This window comes from Undibacter mobilis (assembly GCF_003367195.1).
In the GTDB taxonomy this organism is placed as follows: domain Bacteria; phylum Pseudomonadota; class Alphaproteobacteria; order Rhizobiales; family Xanthobacteraceae; genus Pseudolabrys; species Pseudolabrys mobilis.
Genome location: NZ_QRGO01000001.1, coordinates 327783 through 341261 on the forward strand (window position 1 = coordinate 327783; position 13479 = coordinate 341261).

At 65.4% G+C, this 13479-nt stretch carries 13 protein-coding genes; 3 read left to right on the forward strand and 10 right to left on the reverse strand.

Annotated features, from left to right (window positions below; all coding sequences use genetic code 11):
* The first annotated feature begins 27 nt into the window (after nt 1-27).
* A complete protein-coding gene (locus DXH78_RS01550) occupies nt 28-1623 on the forward strand; it encodes an MBL fold metallo-hydrolase (RefSeq protein ID WP_115515413.1) in 1596 nt (531 codons plus the stop codon).
* Nucleotides 1624-1646: 23 nt separating this feature from the next.
* On the opposite strand, the gene DXH78_RS01555 is transcribed toward DXH78_RS01550, so the two are convergent.
* The 3 genes from DXH78_RS01555 to ykgO all read right to left on the reverse strand — a co-directional run bounded on the left by DXH78_RS01555 (nt 1647) and on the right by ykgO (nt 3536).
* Nucleotides 1647-2582, reverse strand: a complete 936-nt coding sequence (locus DXH78_RS01555; RefSeq protein WP_115517666.1) for an alpha/beta fold hydrolase — start codon at nt 2580-2582, stop codon at nt 1647-1649.
* Nucleotides 2583-2682: 100 nt separating this feature from the next.
* Complete coding sequence (locus tag DXH78_RS01560) at nt 2683-3303, reverse strand: tetratricopeptide repeat protein (protein WP_115515414.1); 621 nt, start codon at nt 3301-3303, stop codon at nt 2683-2685.
* Between the two features lie 107 nt (nt 3304-3410).
* Nucleotides 3411-3536, reverse strand: coding sequence for a type B 50S ribosomal protein L36 (ykgO, locus tag DXH78_RS01565; protein ID WP_115515415.1), 126 nt, complete (start codon nt 3534-3536; stop codon nt 3411-3413).
* Between the two features lie 148 nt (nt 3537-3684).
* Between ykgO and DXH78_RS01570 the strand changes: the two genes are divergently transcribed.
* Nucleotides 3685-4827, forward strand: a complete 1143-nt coding sequence (locus DXH78_RS01570; protein ID WP_115515416.1) for a cobalamin-independent methionine synthase II family protein — start codon at nt 3685-3687, stop codon at nt 4825-4827.
* On the opposite strand, the gene DXH78_RS01575 is transcribed toward DXH78_RS01570, so the two are convergent.
* Nucleotides 4828-5514, reverse strand: a complete 687-nt coding sequence (locus DXH78_RS01575) for a TVP38/TMEM64 family protein (protein ID WP_115515417.1) — start codon at nt 5512-5514, stop codon at nt 4828-4830. It abuts the gene before it with no gap.
* A 239-nt stretch (nt 5515-5753) separates the two neighbouring features.
* Between DXH78_RS01575 and DXH78_RS01580 the strand changes: the two genes are divergently transcribed.
* Entirely contained in the window at nt 5754-6047 is a 294-nt protein-coding gene (locus DXH78_RS01580) for a hypothetical protein (RefSeq protein ID WP_115515418.1), read from the forward strand.
* Nucleotides 6048-6071: 24 nt separating this feature from the next.
* Here the strand turns inward: DXH78_RS01580 and amaB are convergent, their stop codons facing one another.
* From amaB to DXH78_RS01615, 6 genes are all read right to left on the reverse strand, one after another.
* On the reverse strand, nt 6072-7583 hold the full coding sequence (gene amaB, locus DXH78_RS01585; RefSeq protein ID WP_115515419.1) for an L-piperidine-6-carboxylate dehydrogenase: 1512 nt from the start codon (nt 7581-7583) through the stop codon (nt 6072-6074).
* A 16-nt stretch (nt 7584-7599) separates the two neighbouring features.
* Nucleotides 7600-8883 carry an NAD(P)/FAD-dependent oxidoreductase gene (locus tag DXH78_RS01590; protein ID WP_115515420.1) on the reverse strand — a complete coding sequence of 428 codons (1284 nt, stop codon included), beginning with the start codon at nt 8881-8883 and terminating at the stop codon, nt 7600-7602.
* Entirely contained in the window at nt 8880-9815 is a 936-nt protein-coding gene (lhpI, locus tag DXH78_RS01595; protein WP_245416698.1) for a bifunctional Delta(1)-pyrroline-2-carboxylate/Delta(1)-piperideine-2-carboxylate reductase, read from the reverse strand. Before lhpI ends, DXH78_RS01590 begins: the two co-directional genes overlap by 4 nt.
* 241 nt (nt 9816-10056) lie before the next feature.
* On the reverse strand, nt 10057-11292 hold the full coding sequence (locus DXH78_RS01605; RefSeq protein WP_115515423.1) for an iron-containing alcohol dehydrogenase: 1236 nt from the start codon (nt 11290-11292) through the stop codon (nt 10057-10059).
* A gap of 28 nt (nt 11293-11320) precedes the next feature.
* Complete coding sequence (locus tag DXH78_RS01610) at nt 11321-12826, reverse strand: tripartite tricarboxylate transporter permease (protein WP_115515424.1); 1506 nt, start codon at nt 12824-12826, stop codon at nt 11321-11323.
* Complete coding sequence (locus tag DXH78_RS01615) at nt 12819-13466, reverse strand: tripartite tricarboxylate transporter TctB family protein (protein WP_115515425.1); 648 nt, start codon at nt 13464-13466, stop codon at nt 12819-12821. The genes DXH78_RS01610 and DXH78_RS01615 overlap by 8 nt, the downstream gene beginning before the upstream one ends.
* Nucleotides 13467-13479: the final 13 nt, after the last annotated feature.

A 13479-nucleotide genomic window follows, 5' to 3' on the forward strand; every position in this document is an offset into this window, starting at 1 on the left:
AGCGACGATTGAACGAAAGACAATACCATGAGTGTCACGCTGCAGTTCTGCGGGGCCGCACGGACGGTGACCGGCTCCTGTTATCTCCTGCAGAGCAAGGCCGGACGGCTGCTGGTCGATTGCGGCATGTACCAGGGCTCCAAAACGCTCAAAGAGCTCAACTACGGCGCCTTCCCCTTCAATCCGGTCGATATCGACGCCGTGCTTCTCACGCACGCCCATATCGACCACAGCGGCCTGCTGCCGAAGCTGGTCCGTACCGGCTTTCGCGGCCATATCTTCGCGACGCGCGGCACCATCGACCTGTGCTCCTACATGCTGCCCGATGCCGGCAGCATCCAGGAATCCGAAGTCATTGCGCTCAACCGGCGCAACGCCGCGCGCGGTCGCCCCGAAGTCAGTCCGATCTACACCGCCGCCGACGCGGCGGCGTCGCTACAGGCCTTCCAGCCGGTCGACTACGAGACCTGGATTGCGCCGATGGCGGGCGTGCGCGCACGCTACTGGAACGCCGGCCACCTGCTCGGCTCGGCCTCGATCGAAATCGAGTTCGCCGGCGAAGGCAAAGACGGCAAGCCGCTGCGGCTGTTGTTCTCCGGCGATGTCGGTCCGGATGCGAAGCTGCTGCAGCCCGATCCGGAAGCGCCGGCAGGGCTCGACTACGTCATCTGCGAATCGACCTACGGCAATACGGACCGGCCGGCCATCACGCCGCCGGCGCGGCGCGCGCGGCTCGCCGAATTGGTGCGCGCCGCCCATGCCGCCGGCGGACCTTTGCTCATTCCGGCCTTTGCCGTCGAGCGTACACAGGAACTGATCGTCGAACTGATCGACCTGATGGAAGAAGGGCTGGTGCCGGCGGCGCCGATCTTTCTCGATTCACCTTTGGCAATCCGCGCGACCGACGTATTCCGGCAGCACGCTTCCGAATTGACGACCGACATCGACGTCAATCGCATGCTGGCCTCGCCGCATCTGCGCTTCACCGAGACGGTGGATGAGAGCAAGGCGATCGCCAAGCTCTCCGGCTTTCACATCATCATCGCCGGCAGCGGCATGTGCGATGCCGGCCGCATTCGCCACCATCTCAAGCGCTGGCTGTGGCACGCAAATGCCACCGTGCTGCTGTCGGGCTTTCAGGCGCAAGGCACGCTCGGACGCTTCCTTTTCGACGGCGCCAAGGCCGTTCGCATCCAGGGCGAGGAGATCAAGGTCGCGGCCCGCATTGCCTCTTTCGATGAATATTCCGGCCATGCCGACGGCCCCGAACTGGCGCGCTGGATCGCCGAGCGACGGCCCATTGAACGCGCGGTGTTCCTGGTGCATGGCGAAGAGCCGGCGCTGGCCGGCCTGTCGGAACGCATTGCCGAACGCTTCGTCCCCGCGGCCCGGGTCAATATCCCGATCCTCGATGACATCTACGAACTCACCACCGCCGCGCCGACGCCGCTCGCCGGCAAGCAAAGGCGGCGGCTGGCGCCGGAAGCGGTCATCTCGCTCGACTGGCACAACGACATGTCGAAGCTGATCCTCGACATCAACGATCGCATCGAGGCCGCCGCCGACGACCGCGCCCGCGGCGTCCTTGTGCGGCGCCTGCGCCGGGCGCTGGAGCAGGATTAGACGTCGCGCGCGCGAGCGAACGATCAGCGCGGCACGGCGACAACGCCATCGATCACCGCCACGACGTCGTCGCGGGCAATGCTGTGAACCATGTGGCCGACGCCCGGCAACACGGTGAGCGTCGCCTGCGGTATCTGGCGTTCGAGCGCGCGCGAATGAATGTCGGTGTAGACGACCGGATCGGCATCGCCGGCAACGATCGCCACCGGGACCTTGATCTCCGGATAGCGCGGCATCTGCCGCGTGACAAATTCCTTGAGTCCGTCGAGATCGCGGGCATTGGCGATGAACTCGCGCGGCCGCAGCAGCATGGTGACAGCGGTTTTTGCATCGTAATCCGGCGGCGGCGATTGCGGCGCGAACACGCCCCTGATGCCGGAGTCGATCAGAAAATAGCCGGTCGGCATGATGAGCGTATAAGCCAGCAGCGGCCCGATGACGGGCGTCGCGACGATATGGTTGATGGCGCCAATGCCGCCTGGCCAGCGATGCGTGACAGGTGCCAGCAGCACCAGACCGCTGATGTCGGCGGGATAGGCGAGCGCATAAGCGGTCGCCAGCGCCCCTGACCATGAATGTCCGACCACGACGGGTGCGCGCACACCGAGTTTGGCCAGAGCTTGATGAATGAGCGCCGCCTGTGCGGCCGGCGATGCATCGGCCGCACCGCCCGGCCTGTCGCTCCATCCATGGCCGGGGCGATCGACGAGAATGACGCGATAACGCGACGACAGCGCATCGCCCAGCGCCAGCTTCATGTCGAGCAAATTGCCGCTCGCGCCATGCAGCAGCAAGACCGGCGGCGCCGCGGCGGGCCCGAGCTCGACGACATGCAGCCGGCCGCCTTCGACATCGACGAAACGGCCGGACGGCGGATTGTTGCTCTCGATCAGTCGGGCGCCGATCAACGTGCCGCCGATAAGCGCGACGACGATGGCGACGAAGATCAAGACGGCCATGCGGACCTTACGAATGAAACCCTTCACGACAACAGATACGGCCCGCGGCGCCGTTGGGATCACTGGAATTTGCCGGATCGGCCTTAAATAGACGCGCGCGTCAGATGTCGCGGCCTTCGACCTCTTCCTGCAGCTTCTTCACCACGTCGGGAATGCGCTGCAGGCGCGGATAGACATCGAGCGCACGGCGATAGGCGTCGAGCGCGTGCTTGTCGTCGCCGATGTCCTGGAGGATGAGGCCGAGCCCGGCCAGCGCGCCGAAGTGGCGCGGCTCGCGGCGCAGCACCTCACGAATATCGGCGAGTGAGCGGCCATAATCCTTCTTCATGTAATAGAGCGTGGCGCGGCGGTTCCAGCCTTCGACATAATCGGGCCGAATCTTGACGATGCCGTCGAGAAGCTTGATCGCCAGATCCATGTCCTTGGCTTCGATGGCGGCGCGCACCCGCATCATCAGCAGATTGGCCGTGTCGCTGGTCGACACCATCCACTGCGCCCAGATGCGCTGTTCGATGGCCTTGGCGCTGGTTTCGTCCGGCGCGACTTTCAGGGCGCCGAACAGGAAGTCGAGGTCTTCGCTGAAAGGCTTGCGCTTGGGGGTATTGACCGGCGCGTCCACCCAACCGCCAGGCTCGGCCCGCGCAGGCGCAGGCACGCTTGCCGTGAGGCCTACGGCCAGGGCGGCGGCGATCAGGACGGCAGACGTGCGGAATCGGTCCATGAGCAAAGACTAGCGTCTTCGCGCTTCATGGCAAATCGGCGGCCAAATCTGTGGCTTTGTGGAAGGAAACCGGCCCGAGGCCGGTAAAGGGCCTGGCGGCGGTCGCCTTAGCCCTGGCGGGCCTTAAAGCGCGGATTGGTCTTGTTGATGATGAAAACGCGGCCTTTGCGCCGGACCAGCTTGTTGTTCCGGTGGCGCCCACGCAGCGATTTCAATGAGTTACGGATCTTCATTGCAATCTCACTAGGTCAGCTTTGGCGGGTTTTTAGGGGTCCGGAGGCCCCCTGTCAACGAATGGTGCGGGGATGTGGTTTAGGGCTCCCCCATGCTCTACTGTCCGACCAAAGGCCCCTCAGAGGGCCGGACCTCCGAGGAGCAGCCATGCAGCGCAGCCGCGATCGTTTCTTGACCACCCACACCGGCAGCCTGCCCCGCCCCGACGACCTCATCCGGATCATGTACGCGAAGGAGGAAGGGGTTCCGGTGGAACCCACGGCACTGAGTGAACACATCAAGGCCGCCGTCGCCGACGTCGTGAAGAAGCAGGCCGACGCCGGCGTCGATCTGATCAATGACGGCGAGATGTCGAAGCCGAGCTACGCCACTTACGTCAAGGACCGCCTCAACGGCTTCGGCGGCACCGGCAACACCTTCGTCTATCAGGACGTCCACGAATTCCCGGCACTGGAAAAGAAAGTGTTCGGCGATCCCGGCCGCTCGCGCCGCAAGACGCCGGCCTGCAACGCGCCGATCAGCGTGCGCGACGCCCAGGCCCCGCTCGACGATATCGCCAACCTGAAGGATGCGCTCAAGTCCGTGCCGCATGTCGGCGGCTTCATGAGCGCGGCCTCGCCCGGCGTGGTGTCGCTGTTCTTCCGCAACGACCACTACAAGGACTTCGAGACCTATATCTACGCCATCGCCGACGCGATGAAGTATGAGTACGAGGCGGTGGCGAAAGCCGGCTTCGTGTTGCAGATCGACTGCCCCGATCTCGGCATGGGCCGGCACATTCAATATGCCGATCTCGACCTCACCGGCTTCCGCAAGCGCGCCCAGCTTCATGTCGAGGCGCTCAACCACGCCGTCGCCAATATCCCGGCCGAACAGCTCCGCATGCATTTGTGCTGGGGCAATTACGAAGGCCCGCATCACTTCGACGTGCCGCTCGCCGACATCATCGATGTCGTGTTCAAGGCCAAGCCCGTTGCGATCTCGCTCGAGGCCGCCAATCCGCGCCACGCCCATGAATGGGCGGTGTTCGAAACGGTGAAGCTGCCGGACGGCAAGGTGCTGATCCCCGGCGTGCTCGAATCCAAATCGAACTTCATCGAACATCCCGAACTGATTGCGCAGCGCATCGGCCGCTACGCCAAGCTGGTCGGGCGCGAGAATGTCATCGCCGGTTCGGATTGCGGTTATGGCACCTGGGTCGGCCAGGCCGCGGTCGATCCGCAGGTCGTGTTCGCCAAGCTCGCGGCGATGGCGGAAGGCGCGCGCATCGCCACCAAGCAGTTCTGGTAGTCAGACCGGCGGCGGCGCTTTCGTCTCGTCGCCGTTCTTCCAGCGCTTGTAGAAGTACGGCGCGAAAATCACGAGCGCGATCACCGCCAGCATCAGCAGCGCATAACGGATGTTGTCGGTGTCGCCGGCCAGCGCCTGGGTGCCGGCGTAACCGATATAGGTGTAGGCGATCGTCGATGGCGCCATGAACACGAGCGTTGCCAGCACATAGTGCCAGAACGGAATGCGCGTCAGCCCGAGCATGTAATTGACGATCGTGTAGGGAATGACCGGCACCAGCCGCACGAAAGCGACGAAGCGCCAGCCGTCGGCCTCGACGCTGGTCATCACCTTCTGCACGCGCGGGCCGGCCCGGCGGCGCACCCAGTCTGCGGCGCCATGACGCGCGACAAGGAAGGCTCCGGCCGCGCCCAAAGTGCCGCCGGCGAGATTGATCAGGCTGCCATAGACCGGACCGAACACCGCGCCGCCGACAACGTCGAGCACGCCGCCCGGCAAGCCCGCCACCGTGCTGACGGCGTAAAGCATGATGAAGCCCGCCGGCGCCCAGTGACCCAGGCTTTCCACCCGCGTCTGCAGCGCGGCGACGCTGGTGACACCCCAGAACAGCCACAGCATGGCGAGCACGGTCGCCGCGATGGCAAGCGCAGTCAGGGCCAGTAACAGCCAGCGACGATGACGTGTCATGGACCTGGGGTGCCGATGGAAGCGCGTGTACGGAACGATGCGCGGGCCTGGATTTCGGCAGTGCCTACCATACCCGGCCGGAACCGGTCAAACCGCTGATTTTCAATGTATATTCAGAAGCCTCGCCACCGTGACCGGCGCTGCGCAGGGCGCAGGGCAGGCGCGACACTGGCGCGGTTCATTTTGCCCGCCGCCCATGCGAAGGACCGCTCATCGCACGAACCGCACGGGACCTCCGCATGACTGCCATAGCCAGAACCTTCTTTCATGTGCCCGTTTTCGGGTGGCTCCTGAAAGACGCCGTCCACGGCGCGGTCGATGCGAAGTACTACTTCTTCGGCAACCTGGTCGCTGTCCTCGCCGTGCTGGTCTACATGGTCGGCTATCCGCTGCTGATCGTGCTGGCGCTCACCATGGCGGCGGCGGTGTTGAGCATGATCCTCATCCTCACGGCGACCGACCTGATCGACCAGCGCACGCGCCGCACCAAGGCGCACGCCACCAGGACCGCAGCGCTCGCGCGCCGGGCGTAACCGCGCGACAGGCGCGCGCTTCTCTCAGATATCGAATTTGACGCCCTGGGCGAGCGGCAGCTTGCGGCCGTAGTTCACGGCGCTGGTCTGGCGGCGCATATAAGCCTTCCAGGCATCGGTGCCGCTTTCGCGGCCGCCGCCGGTTTCCTTTTCGCCGCCGAAAGCGCCGCCGATTTCCGCGCCCGACGTGCCCATGTTGACATTGGCGATGCCGCAGTCGGAACCGCGCGCCGACAGGAAGGTCTCGATTTCGCGGATATCGGTGCCGAAGATGGACGACGACAGTCCTTGCGGCACGCCGTTATGCAGCGCGATGGCCTCGTCGAGATCCTTGTATTTCAGCACATAGAGAATCGGCGCGAAGGTCTCGTCGCACACCGGACCCACCTGCCCCGGCATCTCGACCAGAGCCGGCCGCACATAGAATGAGTTCGGCCCGTTGATGTCGACGCGCTCGCCGCCATGCACAATACCGCCGGCTTTCTTCGCCTCGGCCAGCGCTCCTTGCATCGACTCGTAAGCGCGGCCGTCGATCAGCGGACCGACCAGCGCGTCCGACGTGATCGGGTTGCCGATCGAGATCGACTTGTAGACCGAGGCCAGCTTCGGCACGAGCTTGTCGTACACGCTCTCGTGCACGATCAGCCGGCGCATCGTCGTGCAACGCTGGCCGGCGGTGCCCATGGCGCCGAAGGCGACCGCACGCAAGGTGAGGTCGAGATCGGCCGACGGCGTCACGATCGAGGCATTGTTGCCGCCGAGTTCGAGAATGGCGCGGCCGAAGCGGCGCGCCACGCGCTCGCCGACGACACGGCCCATGCGCGTCGAGCCGGTGGCGGAGACGACCGGCACGCGAACGTCATCGACCAGCGCCTCGCCGACTTCGCGGCCGCCGATCAGCATGGTCAGCAAGCCTTTCGGCACGCCGCCGAACTTCTGCGCGGCGCGCGCCATGATGGCCGCAACCGCCAGCGCCGTGAGCGGCGCCTTCTCCGACGGCTTCCACACCACCGAGTCGCCGCAGACGAAAGCCAGCGCCGCGTTCCACGACCAAACCGCGACCGGAAAATTGAACGCCGAGATGACGCCGACGACGCCGGCCGGATGCCACTGTTCGGTAAGGCGATGGTCCTCGCGCTCCGACTGGATGACGAGGCCGTAGAGTTGCCGCGACAGCCCGACGGCGAAGTCGCAGATGTCGATCATCTCCTGCACTTCGCCCAAACCTTCGGACGGCGACTTGCCGACTTCGAGGCTGACGAGCCTGCCGAGCGCGGGCTTGGCCGCGCGCAGTTCCTCGCCGAGCAGACGCACGAACTCGCCGCGGCGCGGCGCCGGCACGGCCCGCCATTCGAGATAAGCCTGATGCGCCTGGCCGATCAGCGTCGCCGCCTCGGCCGGCGTCGTCTCCGGCACCGCCGCGACCACCGCGCCGTCCACGGGCGACACCACTTTCAATGTGCCGCCTTGCGTCTGTGCCGGCGTCACGCCGAGCGCGTCGAGAACGGTGCGGACGTCGGTGCTGATTGTTGTCATGGCCTGGCCTGTTCACTCAAAAACGCGCATCCGCGACATGCGCCAGCTGCGCGCCGACCTCGTAGTAGATTTCCTTCGCCGCACGCAAGGCGGCGGCCTGCGGCTCGCTCACCGGCAATGGCAGATCGCCATCGCCGGTCCGGCCCAGCATCAGATCGGCCAGGCAGCGGCCGAATACCGTGCCGGGTGCGATGCCGCGGCCGTTATAGCCGCTGAACGAGATGACATTGCGGCCGAGGCGATGGAAACGCGGCAGGTTGTCCGCGGTCATGCCGATCCAGCCATACCATTCGGTCTCGAAACCGACGCCCTTGAGTTGCGGAAACAGCTTCGTCATGGCGCGGCGGCCCCAGCCGCGATGCACCGGCCCGCCGCTCCCGCGCAAGGCGCCGACGCTGCCGAAGATGAAGCGGCCTTCCTTGTCGAAACGGAACGAGCTGAGGACTTCCCTGGTGTCCCACGCGCCCTGCCGCTCCGGCAGAATGGAGCGGCGCAAATTGCCGGAGAGCGGCGGCGTCGCCATGTTGAAATACGGCAGATGCACCAGCTCGGCGCGGAGCTGCGGCCACAACGTCGTCGTATAGGCATTGGTGGCGACGATCACCGCCGGCGCGGCCACCACGCCGCCCGGCGTCGTCAGCCGCCACAGCGCGCCGTCGTCGTCAGCCGCCGTCACCGGGCTCGATGTATAAATCGTCGCGCCCGCCCGCACAGCGGCCTGCGCCAGCCCGCGCGCATAGGCCAAAGGCTGGATGGTGCCGGCGCGCTCGTCGAGCAGCGATCCGGCATAGGCCGAGGTGCCGACCTTGCGCGCCGTCTCCGCCGCATCGAGCACACGCACCGCCGCACCGCGCGCCTGCCATTGCCGCGCGCGCTCCTTGATCTCGGCCAGTCCGGCCTCGCCAACCGCGCAATGCAACGTGCCCTGCCGCTCCGCCTCGCAGGCAATACCGTGTTTGTCGATGAGATCGAACACCGCGCGCGGCGCATTGCCGAGCAGATCGAGCAGCCGCGCGCCGTAAACATCGCCGAGCACCGCCGGCAATTCATCCGGCATCACCCACATGCCGGCATTGACCAGGCCGACATTGCGGCCCGAGCCGCCGAAACCGGCTTCCACCGCTTCCAGCACCACGACCTTGGCGCCGCCTTCGCAAAGATGCAGCGCCGCCGACAGGCCGGTGAAGCCGGCGCCGATGATCGCCACGTCGGCCTTCACCGCGCCGGCGAGCGGCCCGGTGAGCGGCGCCGGCGGTGCGGTGCACTCCCACAGGCCGTGGCTGCGCGGATCGTTCTTCATGCCCGCACCAGAAGCGAAGCCGCCGTCAGATCCTCGATGGCCGCGCCGACCGACTTGAACACCGTAATCTCCGCCTCGTCGCGGCGGCCGGGCACCGCGCCGCTGGCGAGATCGTGCAAATCGCCGCGAATGGCGTCGGCGCTCAACAGCCCCGCCGCCATCGGCTGCAGGATGTCGCCGGCCTCCTTGAGCGCGCCCGCGCGCGTATCGACGTAAACAGCCGCACGCAACATGGTGTTGTCGTCGCATTCGCGCATTTGCGGCGTGAAAGCGCCGACGAGATCGACATGCGTGCCGGGACGCAGAAGGCGGCCCCGCACCAGCGCCTGCGTCGACGTCGTCGCGCAGCTCACGATATCCGCCTGCGCGATCGCGACGTCGAGATCGCCGACCGCCGTCGCCGCAAGCCCTTTGCCCTGGAGCGTCGCCGCCAGCGCCGCGGCACGCTCGCCGTTGCGGCCCCACACCAGCACCTTGTCGATCGGCCGCACCGCCGCATGGGCCGGCGGCAAATGATGCGCGAGGTGCCCGGTGCCGACCATCAGCAGCGTCGAACTGTCGGGGCGCGACAGATAAGAGGACGCCAAAGCCGAGGCCGCGGCGGTGCGGCGGTTGGTCAGCGCCTCGCCGTCGATCATGGCGCGCGGCACGCCGGTCTCGCCGTCGAACAACACGTAAAGCGACGACACGGCGCCGAGGCCGCGCGCTGCATTCTGCGGAAACACCGTGACCAGCTTGACGCCGAGCGTCTGGCCGCGCTGCCAGGCCGGCATGGTGAGCAGATGCGCCGGCGCGCCGGCAAAGCCGACGTCGTAGGCCTGCCGCACCGGCATCGGCTCGCCGCCCTGCCGGAACGCTTCACGCAGCGCGTCGATCAGCGACGGGTAATCCAGCGCGGCATGAACGTCATCGCCTGAGAAATTGCGCAGCAAGATCGGACCTCGATACCGGAGGCGGCACGGCCGCCGAGGCTCCATTTGGCGCATTTTTCGGGAGGGGAGCAACTGATACTAACGGACGCAGGGAATAGCGACCCACGGCCCACCGGCTTTCTCGATGGGCTTAAAGTGCGGCTCGACATTTCATATCTGGTGCCGGAAGCGGCGCAGGCCGCCGTGCTGCAGGCTGGCGCACGCGGCTATCTGCACGGCGTTCATCGCCAAATAGCTTTTGTCAGCTCGCAGCCGTGCGCAGGCGCGCCCGGTCGCCGGCAAAGGCCGCCTCGACCAGATTCGCCATGGTGCTGAGTTCAATCAGACGCGGGTTGTTCTTGATGAGCCGCGCACTGCCCATCGCCTGCTCGGCAACCAGTCCGAGCTGCGATTGCACAACGCCGAGATCGGCAATCGTCTTCGGGATGCCGATAGAGGCAAAGAGCTTCTCAACTGCGTCGATGGTGGCACCGGCTTGCTCAGACATGGTGCGTTCGGCGCGATCGAGACCCATGGCTTTGCCGATCTCGGCCAGCTCCGGCTCACAATGACCGCGATTGAATTCCATGACGTAAGGCATCATCACCGCGACGCCCGCGCCGTGCGGCGTGTGAGTCATGGCGCCCACGGGGTATTGCACCGCATGAGCCGCGGCCGTGCCGGCGGTACCGAAGGCCAGGCCGGCCATCGTCGCTCCCAGCATCAGCCGCTCGCGCGCTTGCGTATCGTCGCCATCGTCGTAAGCGCGCTTGAGGCTCGCGGCGATATGCGAGATCGCCAGGAGCGCATAATTGTCGCTCAGCACATTCTTGCCGAGGAAGACGTGCTCATGAACGATGCTGCCGGTCGGCTCGCGGCGGATCGCGGTGAATGCTTCAATGGCGTGGGTCAACGCATCGGCGCCGGAGACGGCGGTGAGCCCCGGCGGGCATGAATAAGTGAGTTCGGGATCGCAGATCGCGGTGTGGCTGATAATGTGCGGTGAGGCGATTCCGACCTTCACCGCCCTGTCGGGGTCGGTGATGACCGCGACGGGTGTCACCTCCGAGCCGGTGCCGGATGTCGTCGGTACCGAGATCAGCGGCAGCACCGGGCCGGGCACCTTGAACTCGCCATAGTAGTCGGCCGCCTTGCCGCCATGCGTGAGCAGCACGGCCGCGACCTTCGCCGCATCAAGACAACTGCCGCCGCCGATGCCGATGACAAGATCGGCGCCGTGGGCCTTGCCGGCATCGACGGCGGCCGCAATGCACTCCATCGGCAATTCGGCAATCGTACCGTCGAAGACGCGAACCTGAAGTCCGGCCTGCATGAGCGATGATATCAGACGCAAAAATTCCGGGTCGGCGCCGAGCCGCTCGTCTGTCACGACCAGCGGGCGGCTGCCGAGAGCCTTGGCATAACCGGAAAGCGCTTGCCGTTGACCCGCGCCGAAAACGAGATGGCGCGGGGTGCGCAGAGTTCCAAACAGCGACAAATGAATTCTCCTGATGAGCCGGCGGGGCTTAATCTTCGTCGACGAGTTTTTCCCGGCCCTTGCTAATCGACGGCACCAGCGCCAGGCCGAGCGCCAGCAGCGCCGCGGTGAGCAGCGCCAGCGTCAGCGGTTCGCTGAGGAAGGTCCAGACATTGCCGTTGCTGAGGATGAGGCCGCGCCGGAGATTGTCTTCCAGCATGGCGCCAAGCACGAGGCCGAGCAGCAAGGGTGCCAGTTCGAATTTCAGCCTGTAGAACAAGTAGCCGAGCGCTCCGAAGGCAGCCACTTCCAGCACGTCCGACGGTCGCGAGTTCACCGAGTAAATGCCGATGCAGCAGAACAGCACGATCATCGGAAACAACAGGTGGTACGGCACCTTGAGGAATTTCACCCACATGCCGATGAGCGGCAGGTTGATGATGACGAGCATCAGGTTGCCGACCCACATTGATGAGACCACACCCCAGAACAGATCGGGATGCTTGGTGATGACCTGCGGGCCAGGCACCACGCCATGCAAGGTCATCGCGCCGCCGACCAGCGCCATCACCGCCGTCGACGGCAGGCCCAGCGTCAGCAATGGAATGAAGGTCGTCTGCGCCGCGGCGTTGTTGGCCGACTCCGGGCCGGCCACGCCTTCAATCGCGCCCTTGCCGAACCTTTCGGGATGCCGGGAGAGCGCTTTCTCCAGGGCATAGGATACAAACGACGACAAGGTCGCGCCATTGCCCGGAATGATACCGATGATCGACCCGAGCACCGAACCACGCGCGATGGCGCCGGCGGAATCCTTGATGTCCTTGCGGTCGGGCAACAGGCCGCCGATCACCTCCCCGACGAACGGCTTCTGCTCGGGTGCTTCGAGATTGCGCAGGATCTCGGCAATGCCGAACAGCCCCATCGACACGATGGCGATGTCGAAGCCGTCGTAGAAAACCTGAATGCCGTAGGTAAGGCGCGGCTCGGCCGTGATCTGATCGGCGCCGACCAGCGCCATGACGACACCGATGATCAGCGTACAGACCGCCTTGATCACCGAGCCGCCGGCCAGAATGATGGCAAGGCTCAGGCCCAGCACCATCAGCGCAAAATAGTTCCCAGCGGTGAAGCTCAAGGCCAGCTTCGACAGCGGAATCGCCGTGCCGGCGATAACAAACGTGGCGAAAGTGCCGGCAATGAAGGAGCCGATAGCGGCGATGCCGAGCGCCTTGCCCGCCCTGCCCTGCCGCGCCATCGCGTGGCCGTCGAAGGTCGTGACCAGCGACGAGGTCTCGCCAGGCATGTTGACGAGGATCGCCGTCGTCGAGCCGCCATACTGCGAACCGTAGTAAATACCGGCCAGCATAATGAGCGAGCCGATCGGCTCGGCGTTGTAGGTCAGCGGCATGAGAATGGCGATCGTCGCCAGCGGGCCGATGCCCGGCAAGACGCCGATCAGCGTGCCGAGAAGACAGCCGACGAAGCAGAGCAGGATATTCTGCACCGACAGGATGGCGGCGAAGCCGACATACAGGTTCTGGAAGAGATCAGCCACGCGGCATCTCCGGAAGCCCGAAGAAGGCAACGTAGAGCACCGCCGCGACTGCCGCGTAAGCGGCGTAAGCGATCCTCACGACGGTATCGATGCCGAGCGAGAATGTCAGCGGGTCCTGGATGAATTTCGGAAACACCGGGATCGTCACGCCCAGCATGTCCATGAAGATCACCAGCATCGCGGCGGTGAGCCCAAAGCACAAAACCAGCAGGCTCTTCACATGCATTTCCGGCGTCGCGCATCCAGCGATGAACACCGTCAGCGGACCGACGATCATCAGTCCGAGTTGCGGCGTGGACATGAAACCGAAATTCCCACCACGGATGAAAAGACCGAAGATCGCAATGGCAACAATGACGATCGCCCCCGGACGTACCGCCGCGTAAAAGCGCACGGCCTCGCTGTCGCTCTGCAGCAGCCCCTGGAGCAGGATCACAAAACCCGCCAGGAACAGCAGTACCGCGAGAGCCCTGGGCAACGCGCCCGAGCCGATGCGCATGAGCGAGCCGGCATCCAGCGCTATTGCGCCGAACCAGATCAGGGCGGCGATAAAAACCATCAGCGCCCCGCCGATCACATCGATACGTGCGTAACGCGGGACGGCGGTATGGCGCCGCCCCTCGATCGGCTGGTTCGTCATCGACGCGCTGCCT